The following is a 17,976-nucleotide window of genomic DNA, read 5'->3' as shown; positions in this document are numbered from 1 at the left end:
TATGGCTCGCCTGAACTACACCGAACTCAACGACTCGATCCGGTACACGATGTGGTCGGTGTTCCACATCGAGCCAGGGCGGCTGCCCGACGACCGCGGCCCGGCTGCGACCGAGGCCGAGGACTACCTCGACGCGCTCGAGGGCAAAGGCGTCACCGTCCGCGGCGTGTACGACCTCGCCGGCCTGCGTGCCGACGCGGACTACATGGTCTGGTGGCACGCGCAGGAGATCGAACAGCTCCAGGCCGCGTACACCGGGCTGCGGCGCACCGCGCTCGGCCGGGTGTCCACGCCCGTGTGGAGCCAGGTCGCGTTGCACCGGCCGGCGGAGTTCAACAAGAGCCACATCCCGGCGTTCCTCGCCGGTGAGGAGGCTCGCAAGTACGTGTGCGTGTACCCGTTCGTGCGGTCCTACGAGTGGTACCTGCTGCCGGACGAGGAACGTCGCCGGATGCTCGCGCAGCACGGCCACCAGGCGCGGGACTACCCGGACGTGCGCGCCAACACCGTGGCGTCGTTCGCCCTCGGCGACTACGAGTGGATTCTCGCGTTCGAAGCCGACGAACTGCACCGGATCGTCGACCTGATGCGGCACCTGCGGGCCAGTGACGCGCGCCGGCACGTGCGTGAGGAGATCCCGTTCTACACCGGGACCCGCCTGCCCGCCGCCGAACTGGTCACCAACCTGCCGTGACCGAACCGGACCCGGTCCTGCCCGGCCGGTTCCGGATCGGGGCGGCAGCCGCTTCGATCGTGTCGCGAACGACCGAGGCCGCGGGGGAGATGCTGCGTGCGCGCGGCACGGATCCCGGCGCGGTCCGAGTGGATCCGCGGCACGCTGCCGTGGCGTTCCGCAGCGAGCGGTACCTGAAGCTGGACCCCGCTGATCTTGCCGAGCCGGTTTTGTCGGTGCCCAACGGTAACGTTGATTCGGGGGACCTTCGCCCTCCCTCCCTTCAGGGGTGCGCGGAAACGGCGACGGGGCGCGGCAGGGGCGCTTCGCCTGTGGGCGCTTCGCCTGTGGGCGCTGCGGCTGTGGGCGCTGCGGGCTTTGTGGCGGAGATGTTGGCGAAGATCGCGAGTGGGGCTGTTCAGGATCCGCTGACCGGGGACTACCGCGCCAAGGACGGCTGGGTTCGGCTGCACTGCAACTATCCCCACCATGCCGCCGCGGTGGCGACCGCGTTGGGAACGGCGGTCGACCGGGACGAGGTCGTGGCTGCGGTGGCGCGGCGGGGTGCGATCGAGGTGGAGGAGGCGGTGGTCGCCGCGGGTGGTGCGGCGGCCGCGCAGCGCGGGCGCGACGAGTGGTTGGCGCATCCGCAGGGGGTCGCGTTGCGGAAGCTTCCGCTGGTGTTGGTCGAGCGGATCGGGGACGCGCCGCCGGTCCGACCGTCCACTGCGGACAGACCGCTCGCGGGGATGCGGGTGGTGGAGTTGACGCACGTCATCGCCGGTCCGGTCGCCGGTCGGACGCTCGCGGCCCATGGGGCTGACGTGGTGCATGTGGGCGCCAGGCATTTGCCTGTGGTGGCGCCGCTGTTGCTGGACACCCAGTTCGGCAAGCGGTCCACGTACTTGGACCTGCGGGACGACGAGGACGCAGGGAAGCTGCGGGAGTTGGTGCGGGACGCGGATGTGTTCGTCCAGTCGTATCGGCCGGATTCGTTGGCGGCGCGCGGTTTCGGGCCGGCGGACCTGGCCGCGCTCCGGCCGGGCATCGTGGTCGTGGACATCTCCGCTTGGGGCTGGGCAGGGCCGTGGCGGACCAGGCGCGGGTTCGACAGCCTCGCGCAGATGGCCACGGGTATCGCGGCTGGTGACCCGCCGTTGCCGTTGCCGCTGCAGTTCCTGGACCACGGCACGGGATGGCTGGCGGCCGCCGCCGCGATCGAGGCGCTGACCAGGCGGATCACCGAGGGCGGATCGTGGCGGGTGCGGGTGTCGCTGGCCAGGACCGGAATGTGGCTGGACGAGATGGGCCGCACCGAGACCGCGGGCACCGAGCCGGAAGTGGACGACCTGCTGGCCGAAACGGACACTTCGTTCGGCCGGATTACGCATATCCGAATTCCAGGTGAACTGCCCGGTTCGCCGCCTTACTGGGATCGCGGACCGGGTATTCCAGGCGCTGACCCGCCCGAATGGCGGTGACCATTCGGGCGGGACGCCGAAATTGATCTAGTCGTAGCCCATGCTGTCGGTGTGGATCACGTCATACCCCATGCTGGCGGTGTGCGCGCAGTCGTAACCCATGCTGTCCTGGCACAACGAGTCGTAGCCCATGCTGTCGGTACCGACGGTCAACACGACCGCGGCGACGGCGGCCGCGCCGGCGAACAACACTGCGATGCGGCTTTGTGTCCGCATTGAATTCCTCCGTGAGCCCACGTGTGGAGATCGGACGGAAACGCGCCACCACTGTTTCAGTGGATCAGTGAGCGGCGGAGGAGCACACCGTAAATACTTGGCCAACGATGGGTGGCCGCAAAGAATTGCGTCACCGGCGATTGTTTCAGTGATTTTTCTCGTGATTTCTGAGTGTTGTTCAACTTCTGTTCACGTAGTATTCTTCTTCCTGTGGCGCGGTCAGGCTCGGTCTCGCTGATCGGTCGGGACCCGGAGCTGGGCCGGCTGGTCGGCTGGCTGCGTGACCTGCGCACCGGCCGTGGCCACGCGATCCTGGTCGAGGGCGAGCCTGGGATAGGCAAGTCCATCCTCGTCAAAACCGCCTGCGCCGAAACGACTTTCCCGGTCTTCTGGGGCTGCGGCGACGAACTCGGCCAGGACATCCCGCTGGTGCCGCTGCTGGACGGCCTGCGCGTGCACAGTGTCAATGAGCCGAGGGTCAATGAGCCGAGGCCCACCGAGTCGAGCGCCGGCACCGACGCCCGCCGGGACACCATCGCCCGGCTGATGCGCGGCGAGGTCCAGATCGCCCCAGGCATGGACGTGTCCACCGCGGTCGCCGAGCATCTCCTTGCCCTGCTGGAGGAACTGTGCGCGGCCGGACCCGTCGTCCTGGTCGTCGACGACCTGCAGTGGGCGGACCGGCACACGATCGCGCTGTGCGGCCGGCTGGCCCGGCTGGTGCGGCAGCTTCCGTTGCTGTTCATCGGGATCACGCGCCCGGTGCCCAGGCAGGCTGATCTGGTCGCGTTACGCCGGTCGATGCCGTCGCGGATGCGCCTCACCCGGCTCGGCGACGCTGACGTCCTGAAGCTGGTGACCGTGCTGGCGGGCGGCACGCCGAGCGACCGGCTGCTGCGGCTGTCCACGGGCGCGGCGGGCAACCCGTTGTACGTCACCGAACTCGTCGGATCATTGGCCCGCGGCGGTCGGCTGTTCGTCACCGAGTCGGGCATGGTGGAGACGACAACCGGACGCACACCTCGGTCGCTGTCCGCGGCGATCGCGGAGAGACTGGGGTTTCTGCCCGAACCCGTGCTGGACGTGTTGCGCACGGCGGCCTTGTTGGGCGCCGACTTCTCCGTGCAGGACCTGGCGATCGTGTCCGGCCAGGCGACCGCGACGCTGATCCCGTCGATCGAGGAGGCTCGCGCGGCGGGGATCCTGACCGAGTCCGCGGACGGCATGGCGTTCCGGCACCCGTTGATCAGAATGGCGCTGTACGAACAGCTTCCGGTGTCGGTGCGGGCCGCCTGGCACGCGGAGGCGGGCCGTGCGCTGGCGGCGGCCGGAGCGTCGGTGGATCGGGTCGCCCGCCAGCTGTTGCCGGCAGGGGACGCCGGCGCGGAATGGATGGCGCAGTGGCTCGTCGATGCCGCGCCCACGCTCGTCGGACACGCACCGAAGGTCGCGGTCGAGCTGCTGCGGCGCGCGTTGGCCACCGGACCGCATGACGAGTTGTCCTGGCGTCTCGCCGACGCCCTGTACCAGACGGGGGAGCCGGCTGAGGCCGAGCTGGTGGCCAGCCGGGCGCTACTCGGCGCCCCACCGCCGGACCTGTTCGTCGAGCTGCACCGGATCATGGCCCAGTGCCGGTCACTGGCCGGGAAGTCCGTCGAGGCGCTGCCGGCGTTGAAGGACGCGCTGGACACGCCAGGGCTCACCACCGCGCACCGGGCAAGACTGCTCGTGCTGACCGCTCGTACGCATCGGGCGCTCGGCCAGGTCGACGACGCTGAGGCGCTTGCGACCGCCGCGCTGGAACAGACGGACGACCGGTTCGCCACCGGCTGGGCGCTGCACGTCTTGACGCTCGTGGCGATGATGCGCGGCGCCATGGTAGAGGCGCTGCCGTTGTTCGAACGAGCCCTCGCCGTGTCCGCCGGTGACCCTGAGCTGACGGACCTGCGGCTGCTGCTGCGGATCAACCAGGCGGTCACGTTCGGCGATCTCGACCGGTACGCCGAAGCCGTCGCCGCGGTCGGCCAGGTACGGCAGGAGGCGGAACGCACCGGCAGCCTGGTCCGGCTGTCGCAGGCGCAGAGCGCGATGGGGCAGCTGCTGCTGGACACTGGCGGCTGGGACGGCGCACTGGCCGAAGTGGACGTTCTGCCCAACGAGGTCAAGGACCCCAGCGTGGTCTGCTGCGACCGCGGGGTGGCGGCCGTCATCTCGTTCCACCGCGGCGACCCGGAGACCGCGCGCACGAATCTCGACGCGGCGGCGCCCTACGAGTCGCAGATGGGGCAGCGGGTGGTCTGGGCGTTGAGCCTGGCCCGCAGCCTGGACGCCGAGTACACGGGCGACCCGCGGGCGGCGTTCGCGGAACTGGTCACCGGCCTGGACGACAAGGCCGACATCGAGGACCTGCTGCCGGACGCGGTCCGGCTGGCCGTGCAGGTCGGCGACCTCACCATGGCCAGCTCGATCACCGCCCGGGTCGAGTCCAATGTGGACTCTGGGCCGCGCAGGCGGGCGGCGGCGCTGTACTGCCGTGGGCTGCTCGACCAGAACCCCGCCCAGCTGCTGGAGGCCGCCGCTCAGTACTCGACCGCGGGCCGGCCGTTACCGCGCGCGAAAGCCCTTGAGGCCGCGGCGATCGCGTTCGTCGCGGTCGGCGACCGGACCTCCGCGCGGGCCGCGTTCACGTTGGCGGGCAACGTGTACGAGGACCTGGCGGCCACATGGGACATCGCCCGGCTCGCCGCGATCCAGCGGTCGGCCGGGATCCGGCGCGGGCCACGGGTCGCGCACCGCAAGGCCAGCCACGGCTGGGAGTCGTTGACACCCACCGAGTCGACGATCGCCGCGCTGGTCGTGTCCGGAATGACGAACCGGCAGATCGCCGCCCGGCTGTTCCTGTCCCCGCGAACAGTGGGCACGCACGTCTCGCACATTCTCACCAAACTCGGCGTGGGCTCCCGCACGGACATCGCCAGGGAGGCCGCCAGTCGGGCATCGGGCTAACTAACGGCGGTGCTAACTAACGGCGGTGCCGCAGCCGCGTCCACAATGGCAAGACGTACCAGAAGAACACGAACCACGCCAACGCGCAACCGGTGACCCACGTTCCGAGGTTGGTGCCGAGCACCACCGTCAGGATCAGCAACAGCGCGGACGTCAACGCCAGCATCAGCAGGCCCAGTCCACAGAGGGCGAACCGGTTGGACATCCGCACGAGCACGCTTTTGAGCCGCCGCCGGAACACCATCCGGTGGAACGCGGCCGGCGCGATCAGCAGGCAGTTCGCCGCCGCGCCCAAGACCAGGCTGGCGACATAGGTGTTTCGCTGGAAATCCGTGAACGTGGCGAACCTCGGCGTGAAGGCCACCGTCAGCAGGAACGCCAGCAGCAGCTGCACTCCCGTCTGCGCCACCCGGAGTTCCTGCAGGATCTCGTTGTAGTTGCGGTCAAGGCGCTGGATGGGGCTCTCACCGCGGACCGCGTAGTTCCAGCGGTCATGCTGATCAACGCGGTGATCGACTGGGTCGTCACGGACTATGGGCTGCATACACCCACGGTCCCTCGCCGATCACGCGGAGACATCGGTCGGGTGACGTAGGTGCGAAGAGGCGGCTCCCGTCGATCATGAGAGCCGCCTCCGTCATCGGTCAGCGCAGCTTGTACGCGTTGATCAGACTTTCCTCCACAGTGTTCCCGGCGCGGTCAGATGCCTTGGCGCGCAAGGACACCGTGGTCGCGTCGTTCGGATGCTGAACCACCGCCAACACGTTCGCCACCACAGTGGTCGGTGACCAGGTGAGGCCGCCGTCGAAGGACGCCTCCACCGTCAACGTCTTCGCCACCGTGCCCGTGCCGGTCGCCTGTTGCGCGAACGTGATCGGGATGATCAGCGACTCGCCGGCCGGGGCCGAGTTGGCCGGGTCCAGTGCCGGCGTGAACCGGACCGTGGACAGCGGCAGGCGGACCGGGCCCGCGCCGGTGTTGGCGGACTTGAACGTCCACGCCGCCCGGACCGTGGTGGACACGTCCGAAACCCCACTGCGGACCGCTTCCGTGGCCAGCGTGTAGTTCCCGGCGCCGGCGGGGACGTCGAACGAGCCGAAGCCCGGCCGGGCGGTCTGGCCGACCACCAGGCCGTCCTTGGTCAGGACCGTGCTCGCCTTGTCCGTCGCCGACGTTCCGGCGTTCCCGGACGCGTCACCGAACAGCGGGATGTCCGCCAGGATCGTGTCCCCGGACCGGGTCAGGTAGTCGAAGTCGAACTTCGTCTGGGGCAGCGCTGGCGCGAACACCCCGCGGTTGAACGACGCCTCGTAGTTCTTCCCCGACTCGAACGTCCGCACCGGAGCGGTCAGCGTCGCCTCGATGGCGAAGTCGCCCTGGCCCATCTGCCACAGCGAGGGTGCCCACATCGCCTCAGGCGAGTAGTACTCGGTCCGCTCGCCCGGCAGGCCCACCGGCAACAGCACGGCCCAGCCGCCCACCGCCGGACCGAACTTCGGGTACGGGAACGCCGACGCCAGACCCGAGCGACCGGCGACGGGCGCCGCGTACGACGTGTGCACGTGCCCGAGGGTTTCCTTCTTCTCGGTCCGGACGAAACCGGTCGGCATGATGCCGTTGGCGTAGTAGCCGAGGCCGAAGAAGTCGTTGTTCTGGCCGGACCACTGGGTGTTGTACTGGGCGAGCAGGTCGCCCGGCGGCAACTGCGGGCCCAGGCCCGCGGTCCACAGGTCGCCGAGGTCGCCGCCGAGGAACACCCAGCCGAAACCGGTCGGGAACTTCCCGCTGGTCAAGGTGTACGAGATATCCCCGATTCGGAGGGCCGCACCGTCCGGCGGGGTGATCTGGGTCTGTTTGGCGGTGCGGAAGTCCAGATCGACCGTGGTGTCGTCGGTCAGGTTCAGCGCCGGGTACGACAGCCACGAGATCCGGTCGCCGACCAGCGAGCTGTCCAGCACGTACCGGCCCTTGGGCAGCCGGACCGTGACCCGCCCGTCCGGGCTGTACGCGCCGGTGAACTGGCCCGTCTCCAGGTTGATCAGCGCGGTGCCGTAGTCGACCGCGGGCCGGCCGTCCAGGCCGATGTGGTTGATGGTCAGGGTGTAGCTCTCCGGCTCCCGGTTGACCGCCACCGGCGTGAGCACCTGCGTGTCCCGCGATGTCGCCGTGACATTGCCGGAGTACACGCCATCCAGGCCGTCCACCTTGGTGTCCGCGGTGACGTTCACCGACGCCGAGCCGCCAGCCGGCACGGTCACGGTGGCCGGGGAGGCGGTCAGCATGCCCGCCGGGGCCGCCTTGCCGTCCGGGCCGACGCCGTTCACGCTGACGTCCAGCGCCACGTCCTTGGTGCCGGAGTTGTGGTACGTGACGGACTTCGTCACCGGCTGGTCGTCGTCGTGCGGCCAGATCTGGGTGCCGATGGAGACGTTGGTCGGGTCGCTGGTGACGGTCTGGCCGATCGCGCGGGCCACGTCGACCCGGCCGGAGCCCTGGGCGAAGCTGTTCAGCGCCGGGTTCGGCTTGGCGGACGCGGTCAGCGTCGCCTTGATCTGCTGACCGGTCCAGTCCGGGTGTTGCTGCGCGAGCAGCACGGCCGAGCCCGCCACGTGCGGGGTGGCCATGGACGTGCCCGACAGCGCGACGTAACCGTCCGCGGCGGGCGTGCCGATCTTGCCCTGCGCGGCCTTCGCGGCGACGATGCCGACGCCGGGCGCGGTGATGTCCGGCTTGATCGCGGAATCACCGACACGCGGGCCACGGCTGGAGAACGGCGCCAGGGCGTCGTTTCGGTCCACGGCGCCAACGGTCAACGCGGCGTCCGCGCTGCCCGGCGACTGGATGGACTCGTCCGCGCCGCTGTTGCCCGCGGCGATCACGAACAGCGTGCCCGTCTTCGACAGATCGTTCACGGCCTGCTCAAGCGGGTCGACACCGGGCGAGTCCGGGCCGCCGACGCTCAGGTTGACGACCTTCGCGCCCTGGTCGACCGCCCACTGCATGCCGGCGATGATCCACGACTCCAGGCCGCCGCCGTTGTCGTCGAGCACCTTGCCGTCCAGGATCTGCGCGTCGTACGCGACCCCCTTGTACTTGCCGCCGGACTTCGCCCCGTTGCCGGCGATGGTGGACGCGACGTGCGTGCCGTGGCCGAACCGGTCCACGTTGTCCGCGGCGTCGCTGAAGTTCTGTTCCGCGAGCTGGCGGCCGGCCAGGTCGGGGTGGGTCTCGTCGACACCGGTGTCCAGGATGGCGACCTTCACGCCTTTCCCGGTGTAGCCGGCCTTCCACGCCTCCGGGCCGCCGATCTGCGGCACGCTCCGGTCGAGCGACGCCTGCACCTTGCCGTCCAGCCACACCTTCCGGACGCTGCCGTTCCTGACCGACTGCCACACCGCGCCGGTCTTGTCCGCGGCGACCGCGGCCGAGTTGATGGCCGTCAGGTTCGCGGTCTGCTTGACCCCGGCCACCTGCGCCCGCGCCACACCGGGCGCGTAGCTGACGATCAGGGGCAGGGTGGACCGGCTCCTGTCGTCGTAGCCGGACTGCACCAGGGTGGTGACGTCGAACAGGCGCTCGTCGAGTTTCCCTTGTGCGACAAGCGAAACGGCGTCCTTCGGCACCACGTACCGGTGCCCGTTACGCTGATATGTCGAGAAGGCGACCTTGTCCCTGCCCTTGCCGGGGATGATGGACCTGGCGTCGCGGGTCGAATCCACCATGACGACCCGGTCGCCGGTGATCAGGGTGACGGAACGGTCGCCCGTGCCAAGGGAACCGCCTTGCGGAGCCGCGTCGGCGACCACCTGTGTCGCTCCGAACGCGACTCCCACCGCGACCGAGCCGACAGCCACCCGTCTGAACCACTTATTTCTTGCAGAACGCACCGAAAAACCTCCCGATCGGGTTTTCGCGCATGCCCCAGGCATCGACTGTCCGCAGTCGATGAACCACAGTCCGTGGTCATGGCAAGCTATCGAGGGTCACTAGTACGTGACAAGACTTCGAACCAAAGATGCTGACGGTAATTTTCCCCACCAGTGTTACGGAAGGTTCACCGCCGCTCGCTGACGGTTCCGTCCTTGCTGACGATGATCCCCGCTTGCCGCTGGTCACCGGCGCACTGCGGAGCGACGTTCGCGGTCCTGGGCGTGACGGTCAGGTGCTGGTCCTGTGGCGGGGTCATCCGCGGCCCGGCCAGCGACAAAGTGATGTCAATTGGCTTGCCCGGCAGGTTCCGCACCTCCGCGAACGTGTACTTCCCGCCAGTCGGGACAGCTTGCGCGCCGCAGACATCCGTGGGCGAGTTCCCGGTGCAGGGGAGCGCGCTGGCGGCGGTGGACGCCTCCAGCTTGAGGTCGAACGTCCGGCAATCGCCGTCCCAGCAGGCTTTCATCGCGGCCGAGTCGACCCGCGGCGCGAACGCCGGGTCGATGTCCACGCCGATTCCCGGCCGCAGCGCGACGTTCAGGCACTCGACGGCGCCGGGGCTGTTGCCGCATGCGGACAGCAGGGAAACAGCGGCGACAGTGCTGAGAGCAAGCGGAATCCGGCGCATGACACCCGGACGGATCAACGGCCCAGTCTGGTTGCACGCGGGAGGTCGGTGCTTTCGCTGCACGCCCGAAGGAGCCGCTGATCCGTCAGCGTCCGTTTCCGGTCGCCCGCCGGAATGTCCACCACCGCGTCCGGGGCCGTTCCAGACGCCCCTGCCCGCGCGCCCATTCCACGAACCCGGCCGCGTCCTCTCGCGCCCGTGTGCCGACCTGCCGTGGGTTCGTCCGCGCGTATTCGTTGAACAGCTGAACAAAGTCGTCGTCGAGTTCAGCGCGTGCGTCCGGTTCGAGCATCGCGACGACCCGCCGCCGCTTCGCCAGCAACGCGTCAGCCTCCACCCGCAGCCGTTCCGGATCGAATCCGGACGGCGTGGGGCCGCCCGCCAGCAACGCGCGCAACAGTTCCGCCTGCGCTTCGGCGAGTTGCTCGCGCTGCGGTTCGGTCATGTCAATACCGCTCGGATCGCGGCCAACTCCGCGGCGAGTTCGCCGTCGGTGGGGTAGTCGTCGTCGCGTTCCAACAGCACACCCGGTGGTGACGTCCGGGACACCAGCTCCGCCAACAGGTCCAGGACGTCCTGCGGCACGGGATGCGCGTGCGTGTCGTGATAGACGCCGTTGGTCTCGATTCCGCCCGCGACATGCACGTACGCCAGACGTTCCAACGGCAGTCCGTCCAGCAGCCGGACCGGGTCGTGGCCGAGGTTGCGGGCGTTGGCGTACAGGTTGGCGACGTCCACGAGCAGCAGGCACCCGGTCCGGTCGGTCAGTTCGGTGAGGAACTGGGCCTCGGTCAGCTCGGCGTCCGGCCATTCCAGCAGTGCCGCGATGTTCTCCAGCGCGAACGGCACGCCCAGGCCGGACTGGACGGTCCGCACGTTGGCGACGAGCACGTCCAGCGCCGCGCGGGTGCGGGGGACGGGCATCAGGTGCCCGGAGTCCAGTCCACCCGCGCGCACGAAACAGACGTGGTCGCTGGCCAAGGGCGCGTCCAGCGCGTCGGCCAGTTCGGCCAGATGCTGAACTCGCCGCGGGTCAACGGGTTCCGCGCCGCCGACGGACAGCGACACGGCGTGCGGGAGCACCGGGACACCGCGTTCCCGCAGCACCACAATGGACTCGGGCAGGTGCTCGGCGTGCAGGTTCTCGGCGACCACCTCGACCCAGTCGACGCCGGGCAGGCGTTCCACGGTCAGGTCGATCTCCGACCGCCAGCCGATGCCCACCCCCAGTTCGCGAACGGTGTCAGCCCCCACAGCCACTGCTCCCTCCTCCGCATGAGGAGCCACCCCCGCACGACGACCCGCTGCTGCACGACGAACTGCTGCCACACGAGGACCCGCTGCTCGACGTGTTCGCGACCGTTCGGAACGAGCGGGCGATCTCGTTGTCCGGGAACGCCATCAACCCGCCGACGGCCACCAGCGCGGCCGCGCCCGCGATCGGGACCAACGGGATGCCCTCGGACGCGGACGTGGTCTGCCCACCGGTGACGGCGGCCAGTACCCGGTCGCCCGCCCGGGTCCGCTTGGTGGTCATCGGGCGCAGGAGCAGCAGGAGCACGATGCCGGACACCACGAGCATCCCGGTGAGCGTCCCGGTCGGCCGGTGCAGGTTGACGCCGTTGACCAACCGGATCAGCCCGACCAGGCAGACGACGGCGAACGGCACGGCGGCGAGCAGGACCTTACCGAAGCTGCTGCCGACGATCAGCCCGCGGCGGGTCAGTTCCTCCCGCATCCGGTCGTACGACCGACCACGGCCCACCACCCGCCGCACTCGCTGGACCGTGCAGCCGGGCTGGCGTCGGACGGCTCCGAGGACCGCTGACTCGGTGGCCGTCTCCGACTTCCTGTCGTCGATGAGATACAGCTTGCCGCCGCGTGCGGTCCGGATCGCCTGCCGTTCGACCAGAGCCGCGATGGCGACGTCGACCGCGCGGTCCGGGCCGCCGGCCAGAAAGGCGATCTGGTCGACGGTCAGCGGACGTTGCCCGCGGGCCGCCGGAACCGACCGGATGTGACTGCGCAGCCACAGGCCCGCGATGAACGCGACCAGGGCGGCGATCACGTAGATCCAGATGAACGTCGGGCCTGAGATGCCCCAAGGGTCGGCCATTGTCCCCTCCCGCCAACGGGTTGCCTGACCTTCGACGCCGGCCCGCGCGAGGCGGGTTGGCGTCGAAGGCCGGAAACTGGATGAGCTGTCATCTCACCAGCCGGCCGGCCCGGGACTCCCCGCTGGATCCGGTGGGCGAATCCGCGATGTTCCCGGGTCGACCTGCTGGCCGCGACAGCCGCCTCCCATGCGGCTGCCGCCCCCTTCCCCCTGGAGCCTCAGCCCCCAGTGCTGCGGCCCCGGCCCACGGTCCGGTCCGCCGGCGAGACCCCTGGATGTCGACGGTGTGTCCGGTCCGGCAGTTCGTCGGTGAGCTCGCGGGCGACGTGGTCGCCGATGAAGGTTCGTGGGCCGATCTCGTGCCGGCCCATGACGTAGCCGACCACCCCGGCGGCGGCCACCACCATGGTGAGCTGACCGATCGGCCGGTCGTTGACGAGTTCGGCGAACCAGCGGGCCACGCCGACAGCCAGGACGGTCACCATCGGGACCACACCGATCGCCCGGCGCCGCGCGGCCAGTCCGGCGTCGACCAGGAAACCCGTCCTGACCAGCCGCTCGGTCACCTCGGTGACGGCGTCCGACGCGGCCAGCCGGTCGGTGAGGATGGAGGTGGACCGGCGGCCGTACCGCCGGACGTCCGCTATCACGGTCCGTTCCACCGGGTTCGTGCCGTCCGCGTGCGCGGCCGCCTGCACGTATCCGGCGCTGACCGGGCGCAGCTGGCCGGTGTCGACCAGCTGCGCCACCGCGGCCTCAACCACTCGCCGCGGACCCCCGGTCAGGCACGCCACCTCGGATCGGGTGAGTGCCCCCGGCGCGGGTGTGGAGTGGGCCGCGCCGGTACGGGTGTGAATTCGAATGGCGAACAAGAACAGCAGTGAGATCAGAAACGCGATCGCGTAAAGCCCCAAGAACTCAGGTCCCGGTATTCCCCACGTGTCTTTCATTGTTCCCCCTCTCTACCGAGAGCAAGAATCCAAGTGGAGACACCACTTTCTGCCTGCGGGGGACACCGGGCAAGACACCTTGAGCAACATTTAGGGTTGTGTTGGGGACAACTTAGGCTTGGTCGTCCGGCGACAACGTCAGCGAAATACTGTTGATGCAGTACCGCTGGTCGGTCGGCGTGTCGTAGCCTTCGCCCTCGAACACGTGACCCAGATGGCTGTGGCAGGTCGCGCACAGCACCTCGGTGCGGGCCATGCCCATGGTGCTGTCGTCGCGAAGGATAACGGCGTCACCGGCGAGCGGGGAGAAGAACGACGGCCAGCCGCAGTGCGACTCGAATTTCGTCGAGCTGCGGAAAAGCTCGGCGCCACACGCCCGGCAGGCATAGACGCCCACGGTGCTGGTGTCGGTGTACTCCCCGGTGAAGGCGCGCTCGGTACCGGCCTGGCGCAGCACCCGGTACTCGTCCGGGGTGAGCTGCTGACGCCACTCCTGGTCCGACTTCACTACCTTCGGCGCGGCACCCACAACGGGTTTCATGGGCCTACCTTCCAAGTGTCGAGAAGATGAACACGAGTGCGTCCCAGACGGCGACCGCCACCCCGCCGAGAATCAGCGTGATGAGGATCAGCGCGGTCAACCGGCGGTGGCCGCCCAACCGGTTGGCGGAGTCCGCGAAGTCCGAGATGCCCCCGACGTATCCCTCGACGGTGTATCCCGAGCGGATGTGGTGCTCCATCCGGTCGAGATGGGCGGCGAACTCGCGGGCCTCCGGATCCCCGGGATCGAGGCCGATCAGCTCCTCCTCGAACCGCCTTGACGACCGCTCGCCTGGAGACTCGTTCACACCCATGTGAACACCGTAGCGGCTCAGCTTGTTTCCCGGACCGCCAAAGGTCGTACTTCGGTAATATCCCCCGGTTTGACGTGCACGAACGACGTGTAGCCCCACTCCTGAAGCCGGCCGAGCTGGGCGCCGAACTTGCCTCGGCGCCGGATGGTCGTGACCTGCCGGCCGCCGGCCCGAAGCTCCCGCGCGACCGCCAACACCTCGGCCGTGGGGACGTCAGACTCGTGCAGGACGGCGAGCGCGTCGTTTTTCGGTGCGTTGTCCAGCAGGTCGACGATCCGTTCGAACCCGATGGAGAACCCGCAGGCCGGCACGTCCTTGCCGAGCGACCGGCCGATCAACTGGTCGTACCGGCCGCCGCCGGCCACCGACGAGGCCGACCCGGGGTGGCTCAGCTCGAAGATCTGGCCGGTGTAGTAGCCCATGCCACGAACCAGGGTCGGGTCGAACTCCCAGGCCAGGTCGCCAATCGCGGCCAACGCGCCGGTGGTGGCGGCCAGGTCGGCGGCCACGTCCTCGGGCAGCGCGGGGAGCGCGTCGGTCAGTTGGTCGGCCAGCTTGGCCGGGTCCAGGCCCTGGGCGGTCGAGATCGCCTGCTGCACACCGTCCACCTGATCCTCGGTGAATCCCCTGCCCAACAGCTCTTTCCGGACCCCGTCCCAACCGATCTTGTCGAGCTTGTCCAAGGTGATGAAGAACCCGCCCTGCGCCTCAGGCGCGACCCCGGCGCTCTCGGCCAGCGCGGACAGGAACCGCCGGTCGGACAGCCGGACCGTGACCCCGGGCAGGCCGGCCGCGGCCAGCGCCTCGGTGGTCGCCTCGATCAGCTCGATCTCGGCCAGCACGCTCTCCTCGCCGATCAGGTCGATGTCGCACTGCACGAACTGGCGGTAGCGGCCCTTCTGCGGCCGTTCGGCCCGCCACACCGGCCCGAACTGGAACGACCGAAACGGCACCGGCAGTTGGGCGTGGTTGTTGCCGTAGAACCGGGTCAGCGGCACCGTCAGGTCGAACCGGAGGCCGAGATCGACCAGGTCGTCGAGGTTTTCCGGGATTTCGGCGAGCCCGCGGCGGAGGATCTTGAAGATCAGTTTCTCGTTCTCGCCGCCCTGGCCGCCCGTGAGCCGCTCGATGTTCTCCAGCGCGGGCGTCTCGATCCGCTGGTAGCCGTACCGGTGGTAGACCTCGGTGATCCGGGCCAGCACGTGGTCGCGCACGGCCACGGTCGCGGGCAGCAGGTCACGGGTGCCCCTGGCGGGGCTCAAGTCCATCTTCACCGGGATTCCTCGGTCACGTGGGCCAACAGTCCGTACAACGCTACCCGGCGCGCGCCATCCCTTTTACTAAGGTGGCCGCATGGCCTCGAAGGCGATCGAACTGACTGTCGGCGAACGCACTGTGCGCGTGTCCAATCCGGACAAGATGTACTTCCCCGATCGGGGGATCACCAAGCGTCAGGTCGTCGAGTACTACATCGCCGTGGCGGAGCCGCTGCTCGGCGTGCTGCGCGACCGGCCGACCACGTTGAAGCGGTTCGTCGACGGGGTGACAGGGGAGGCGTTCTACCAGAAACGGCTGCCCAAGGGCGCGCCGGACTGGGTGGAGACCGCCCGGATCACGTTCCCGTCCGGACGGCCGGCGGACGAGGTCTGCCCGACCGAGCCCGCGGTGCTCGCCTGGGCCGCGAACCTGGGCACGTTCGACTTCCACCCGTGGCCGGTGCGGCGGCCGGACGTGGACCACCCGGACGAACTGCGGGTGGATCTCGATCCCCAGCCTGGCACGGACTTCACCGACGCGGTGAAGGTCGCGGGCGTCCTGCGCGAGGTCCTGGCGGACGCCGGTCTCACCGGATACCCGAAGACGTCCGGCGGCCGGGGGATCCACGTGCTGGTTCGGATCCGGTCCGAATGGGACTTCATCCAGGTGCGGCACGCGGTGATCGGCCTGGCCCGCGAGGTGGAGAACCGGATCCCGGACCTGGCGACCACCGCGTGGTGGAAGGAGGAACGCGGTGAGCGCGTCTTCCTGGACTTCAACCAGGCGGCCAGGGACCGCACGATCGCCTCGGCCTGGTCGGTGCGCGGCACCCCGCGGGCCACGGTGTCGATGCCGTTGACCTGGGCCCAGCTGTCCGATGTGGACCCTGATGACTTCGACGTGCTGACGGTGCCGGACCTGCTCGCCGCGCACGGGGACGCGCATTCCGGAATCGACCAGGAGGCCTTCGGCCTGGAGACCCTCCTTGAGTGGTACGAGAAGGACGGCCGCGGGGAGATGCCGTACCCACCGGACTACCCGAAGATGCCGGGGGAACCCAAGCGCGTCCAACCCTCCCGCGCCCGCCCGGACACCGAATAGCGCTACGCGCCTTGGCTCTGTGCGTCGTACGCCCTGCGCGCGGCCGCGATCGACGCTTTGTGCCTGTCCGCCCACGCGGTCAGGCCGATGAAGGTGTCGTGCAGCTCATGGGCGATCTCCGTGAGCGTGTACTCCACTTTCGGCGGCACAGTCGGATGGACCGTGCGGATCAGCAGGCCGTCGCGTTCCAACTTGCGCAGGGTCAACGTGAGCATGCGCCGGCTGATGCCCTGGACCTCGCGTTCCAGTTCGGTGAACCGGATCGGGCCGGCCATCGCCGCCATGATGATCCCGATGTTCCACTTGCCCGACACCTGTTCGAGGACCTCGCCCAGCGAGCAGGTCTCCCCAGGCACAGTGTCCTCGGGAACAGTGCGGTCGGGAACAGTGTCGTTGGGAACACCGGTGTGACTCTGTGACAAGAAAGTGCCTCCTTCCGGCCCCCGCCACCTTCCCACATGATGTCGGCATGACCGCATATCCACCTGGTTCCGGCCCGCCACCCCGCGTCTTCACCGAACCGGAAGCCCTCGCCGTGGTCGCGGCGAACCGCCAAGGTGTCCTGGCGACCCTGAAGAGCGACGGCCACCCCCACCTGAGCAACATGCTGTACGTGTGGGACCCGGACCGGCGGGCACTGCTGATGTCCACGAAAGCGCCCCGGATCAAGGTGCGCCACCTGCGTGCCAACCCCAGGACCGCCCTGCAGGTGGCCGGCCCGGACTTCTTCACCTACGCGGTGGCCGAAGGAGAAGCGGACGTCTCCGAGCCCACCACCGTCCCGGGCGACGAGGTGGGCCGAGCCCTGCGCCCGCTGTACCCGGACGTCCCGGACGACGACATCCAGGCGTTGTACGAACAACTGGTGAAGGACGAGCGCGTGCTGATCACGGTGCGGGTGACCAAGGCCTACGGGATGACCATCGAGTTCGACTGACCGGAGTCGCTCAGCCCTTCCGGCCCAGTCCGGCGAGGAACAGCCGTTGCGGCCGAACGAGGGGTTTCATCCTGGGGCCGTCCGGCCACCACTCCGAAGGCGTCACCAGTCCGGGCTCGACGAGCTCGCAGCCGCTGAAGAAGGACGCTATCTCCGCCCGGGTCCGGAAGTAGCCGCTGCCCATGGGGCCACCGGCCATCAGGCGTTCCATCTGGTCGGCCGCCTCACTGTCCTCGCCGGTTCCCGGATTGTGGAAGTGGCTGATCGCGATGTACGAGCCGGGCGCCAGGCTGTCCGCGTACGTGCGCATGAACGCCTGGATCCCGGCGGTGTCCGCGCTGTGGTGCAGCGTCCCGATCTGGAACAGCGCGATCGGCTGGCTGAAGTCCAGGAAACGGCGCACGTCCGGGTGGGCGAGCAGATCCTCCGGTTTGGCCAGGTCGGCCGCGACGAGGTGGGTGCGGTCGTTCTCAGCGAGGATCGCCCGACCGTGCGCGAGCACGATCGGGTCGTTGTCGACGTACACGACGGTCGCCTCGGGGTTGATCCGTTGCGCGACCTGGTGGGTGTTCTCCGCCGTCGGCAGGCCGGACCCGCAGTCCAGGAACTGGCTGATCCGGGCTTCCCTGGCCAGGAACCGGGTGATCCGGATCAGCCATTCCCGGTTGTCCCGTGCGGACACCATCGCGTCCGGCGCGGCGGTCAGGATGGCCCGCAACACCGCGCGGTCGATCTCGTAGTTGTCCTTGCCGCCCAGCGCGGCGTCGTACACACGGGCCACACTCGGCTTGGTGATGTCGACCTGCCGCGGATCCACCGGCACATCC

Annotated in this window: 18 protein-coding genes; 5 read left to right on the top strand and 13 right to left on the bottom strand. The window is 69.2% G+C overall.

Translation table 11 applies throughout. From position 1 onward, the window contains the following. The first annotated feature begins 1 nt into the window (after position 1). The gene (hemQ, locus tag EV192_RS42405) at positions 2 to 694 is read left to right on the top strand and encodes a hydrogen peroxide-dependent heme synthase (RefSeq protein WP_132124394.1); all 693 of its coding nucleotides are present in this window, start codon (positions 2 to 4) and stop codon (positions 692 to 694) included. Continuing rightward, the gene (locus tag EV192_RS42400; RefSeq protein ID WP_243727414.1) at positions 691 to 2,154 is read left to right on the top strand and encodes a CoA transferase; all 1,464 of its coding nucleotides are present in this window, start codon (positions 691 to 693) and stop codon (positions 2,152 to 2,154) included. The genes hemQ and EV192_RS42400 overlap by 4 nt, the downstream gene beginning before the upstream one ends. 27 nt (positions 2,155 to 2,181) lie before the next feature. On the opposite strand, the gene EV192_RS42395 is transcribed toward EV192_RS42400, so the two are convergent. After that, positions 2,182 to 2,370, bottom strand: coding sequence for a hypothetical protein (locus EV192_RS42395; protein WP_132124393.1), 189 nt, complete (start codon positions 2,368 to 2,370; stop codon positions 2,182 to 2,184). Between the two features lie 210 nt (positions 2,371 to 2,580). Between EV192_RS42395 and EV192_RS57005 the strand changes: the two genes are divergently transcribed. Beyond that, positions 2,581 to 5,376, top strand: a complete 2,796-nt coding sequence (locus EV192_RS57005) for a helix-turn-helix transcriptional regulator (RefSeq protein ID WP_132124392.1) — start codon at positions 2,581 to 2,583, stop codon at positions 5,374 to 5,376. Positions 5,377 to 5,392: 16 nt separating this feature from the next. Here the strand turns inward: EV192_RS57005 and EV192_RS42385 are convergent, their stop codons facing one another. The 10 genes from EV192_RS42385 to hisS all read right to left on the bottom strand — a co-directional run bounded on the left by EV192_RS42385 (position 5,393) and on the right by hisS (position 15,122). After that, positions 5,393 to 5,920, bottom strand: coding sequence for a DUF6328 family protein (locus EV192_RS42385; RefSeq protein WP_132124391.1), 528 nt, complete (start codon positions 5,918 to 5,920; stop codon positions 5,393 to 5,395). A 100-nt stretch (positions 5,921 to 6,020) separates the two neighbouring features. Next, entirely contained in the window at positions 6,021 to 9,230 is a 3,210-nt protein-coding gene (locus tag EV192_RS42380) for a S8 family serine peptidase (protein WP_165960907.1), read from the bottom strand. A 200-nt stretch (positions 9,231 to 9,430) separates the two neighbouring features. Beyond that, positions 9,431 to 9,952, bottom strand: a complete 522-nt coding sequence (locus EV192_RS42375) for a hypothetical protein (protein WP_132124389.1) — start codon at positions 9,950 to 9,952, stop codon at positions 9,431 to 9,433. 67 nt (positions 9,953 to 10,019) lie between these two features. Next, positions 10,020 to 10,379, bottom strand: coding sequence for an SCO6045 C-terminal-like domain-containing protein (locus tag EV192_RS42370; RefSeq protein ID WP_132124388.1), 360 nt, complete (start codon positions 10,377 to 10,379; stop codon positions 10,020 to 10,022). Beyond that, complete coding sequence (locus EV192_RS42365) at positions 10,376 to 11,188, bottom strand: MbnB/TglH/ChrH family RiPP precursor modification enzyme (protein ID WP_132124569.1); 813 nt, start codon at positions 11,186 to 11,188, stop codon at positions 10,376 to 10,378. The genes EV192_RS42370 and EV192_RS42365 overlap by 4 nt, the downstream gene beginning before the upstream one ends. After that, positions 11,178 to 12,050: a TIGR04222 domain-containing membrane protein gene (locus EV192_RS42360; protein ID WP_132124387.1), complete on the bottom strand. Its 873-nt coding sequence runs from the start codon at positions 12,048 to 12,050 to the stop codon at positions 11,178 to 11,180. Before EV192_RS42360 ends, EV192_RS42365 begins: the two co-directional genes overlap by 11 nt. Positions 12,051 to 12,268: 218 nt before the next feature. Continuing rightward, a complete protein-coding gene (locus EV192_RS42355; RefSeq protein WP_132124386.1) occupies positions 12,269 to 13,000 on the bottom strand; it encodes a TIGR04222 domain-containing membrane protein in 732 nt (243 codons plus the stop codon). Positions 13,001 to 13,112: 112 nt separating this feature from the next. Beyond that, on the bottom strand, positions 13,113 to 13,541 hold the full coding sequence (gene msrB, locus EV192_RS42350) for a peptide-methionine (R)-S-oxide reductase MsrB (protein WP_132124385.1): 429 nt from the start codon (positions 13,539 to 13,541) through the stop codon (positions 13,113 to 13,115). Positions 13,542 to 13,545: 4 nt separating this feature from the next. After that, on the bottom strand, positions 13,546 to 13,854 hold the full coding sequence (locus EV192_RS42345; RefSeq protein WP_132124384.1) for a hypothetical protein: 309 nt from the start codon (positions 13,852 to 13,854) through the stop codon (positions 13,546 to 13,548). Between the two features lie 17 nt (positions 13,855 to 13,871). Continuing rightward, positions 13,872 to 15,122 carry a histidine--tRNA ligase gene (hisS, locus tag EV192_RS42340; RefSeq protein WP_243727438.1) on the bottom strand — a complete coding sequence of 417 codons (1,251 nt, stop codon included), beginning with the start codon at positions 15,120 to 15,122 and terminating at the stop codon, positions 13,872 to 13,874. An 85-nt stretch (positions 15,123 to 15,207) separates the two neighbouring features. On the opposite strand from hisS, the gene ligD reads away from it, so the two are divergent. Next, positions 15,208 to 16,212, top strand: coding sequence for a non-homologous end-joining DNA ligase (gene ligD / locus EV192_RS42335; protein ID WP_132124382.1), 1,005 nt, complete (start codon positions 15,208 to 15,210; stop codon positions 16,210 to 16,212). A gap of 2 nt (positions 16,213 to 16,214) precedes the next feature. On the opposite strand, the gene EV192_RS42330 is transcribed toward ligD, so the two are convergent. Next, complete coding sequence (locus EV192_RS42330; protein ID WP_424923426.1) at positions 16,215 to 16,634, bottom strand: winged helix-turn-helix transcriptional regulator; 420 nt, start codon at positions 16,632 to 16,634, stop codon at positions 16,215 to 16,217. A 47-nt stretch (positions 16,635 to 16,681) separates the two neighbouring features. Here EV192_RS42330 and EV192_RS42325 point away from each other — a divergent pair, with 47 nt between their 5' ends. Beyond that, positions 16,682 to 17,149, top strand: a complete 468-nt coding sequence (locus EV192_RS42325; RefSeq protein WP_132124380.1) for a pyridoxamine 5'-phosphate oxidase family protein — start codon at positions 16,682 to 16,684, stop codon at positions 17,147 to 17,149. 10 nt (positions 17,150 to 17,159) lie between these two features. On the opposite strand, the gene EV192_RS42320 is transcribed toward EV192_RS42325, so the two are convergent. Beyond that, positions 17,160 to 17,966, bottom strand: a complete 807-nt coding sequence (locus EV192_RS42320; protein WP_243727413.1) for an SAM-dependent methyltransferase — start codon at positions 17,964 to 17,966, stop codon at positions 17,160 to 17,162. Positions 17,967 to 17,976: the final 10 nt, after the last annotated feature.

This window comes from Actinocrispum wychmicini, from assembly GCF_004345645.1.
GTDB lineage: Bacteria > Actinomycetota > Actinomycetes > Mycobacteriales > Pseudonocardiaceae > Kibdelosporangium > Kibdelosporangium wychmicini.
The sequence above is the reverse complement of the archived record's forward strand: the minus strand, read 5'-3'. Positions and strand labels throughout refer to the sequence as shown.